Annotated in this window: 2 protein-coding genes; one reads left to right on the forward strand and one right to left on the reverse strand. The window is 47.1% G+C overall.

Features of this window, described 5'->3' with window-relative positions; genetic code table 11:
- Positions 1–1,307: acyltransferase family protein (locus tag AC1DH9_RS28960; RefSeq protein ID WP_477809315.1), on the forward strand; the 1,307-nt coding region annotated here is incomplete at its 5' end.
- 6 nt (positions 1,308–1,313) lie between these two features.
- Here the strand turns inward: AC1DH9_RS28960 and AC1DH9_RS28965 are convergent.
- A partial coding sequence (locus AC1DH9_RS28965) for a hypothetical protein (protein ID WP_477809316.1) occupies positions 1,314–1,534 on the reverse strand: 221 nt, incomplete at its 5' end.

Here is a 1,534-nt window from a genome sequence, read left to right on the forward strand (position 1 = left end):
CTATTCCACTTACGCCGAATGGCAAAATTGATAAACGGGCGTTGCCTCCGATTGTCAGTAACACGGATGCGGCTGCCGTACACTCGCACCAGGATCTATCGCCGCTCGCGCTAAAACTGGCGGATGCATGGTCTGAAATACTCGAAGTCCCGCGCGTCGATGCAAACTTATCGTTCGTGGAGCTGGGCGGGGATTCACTCTCGTTTGTTCAGGCCWCAATGGTTCTTGAAGAACTTATTGGCCATCTGCCAGATCAATGGGAAATGACGTCAATATGTGATCTTTGTGAGCTAGCCAACAAAACCAGGGTATCGAAGCTGTCAGTTCGGGCAATGGAGGTTCCCGTTTTTTTACGCGCAATATCTATAATATCTATTATTGTCGCGCATTTTCATCTTTTTTCAAAATGGCCAGTTTCAGGCGAAACAACGGTATTGTTTATAATATCCGGACTCAGCCTGGCAAGATTTAAATTTAAAACCATAAGTGACCGTGGCAATGTGCGCACGCTTGTCAAGTCCGTTGTCAGTATCGCGACACCGACAATACTTTACACTATTTTGAATCAGATGCTGTTCGATAGGATTCACTGGCAAACATTGTTGCTGATTTCGAATTGGTTCTCACCGAAACTCACAGGTGGCTTTGCGTATTGGTATATTGTAGTTCTCGTACAAATGATAATAATCATTGGGTTCGCTCTGTCGTTCGAGCGCGTTAGAAAAGTAGTAACTTCTGACCCATTTCGTCATCTTGCCATTGCGTCATGCGTATTGGCAGTGGCTGGCGTTATGATTAACGCGTATTTGTTTGATACTGCAGCGCTTTATAACAGAGTGCCACAGCACTACCTTGCGATCATGGTGCTTGGAATGACAATTAACTATGCTAATTCAAGAGCTCAGAAGTTGGTCGTCAGTGCGGTTGCTGTCATTGTGCTGGGCGGGCAAGATATTCTGACAATCTTCAGCCATGGATTGCACGAGTTCACAATGAAGGAATATATTGATATAGCCGTGCCTGCCGTTCTCGCGTTGATTTGGATCCGGTCTATACCCGTACCAGGCATCATCGCGCGGGGACTCGCATTAATAGCGTCGTCAACGTTGTTTATTTATTTGACGCATTTTCAGTTTCGGTCCCTGGCCCGTCACATCGTTGACCAGCCGGCGCTCGCGGTAATCTTTGCCATAGCCGGTGGAATTGGGGTTGGTTGTGCCTGGAACAAGGGAGTTCGAATTGTTTTAATGCGTTTGAATGGAGGAGGAAAGAAGAGCAGTTCGGATACGATTGAGCGAGTTTCGTGACTGTGATTATTCCTGCATTTCATGCCGACTGGCACTGCTTCGGACGTACTGGCTACTATTACTTGCGGTACGACCTGCATCGTCTTTGCAGCCATCGCATACATACTTGTCGAACGCCCCGCAATCGCATGGACCAGGTGCATCAAGTTTAAACGCACCGACGCCGCAGTGTTCAATTAGACGTAAATCCAAGCTAATTCTCGTTATGGCGCATTCATGCTCTTGAT

The organism is Pseudomonas sp. 05T35, from assembly GCF_056396605.1.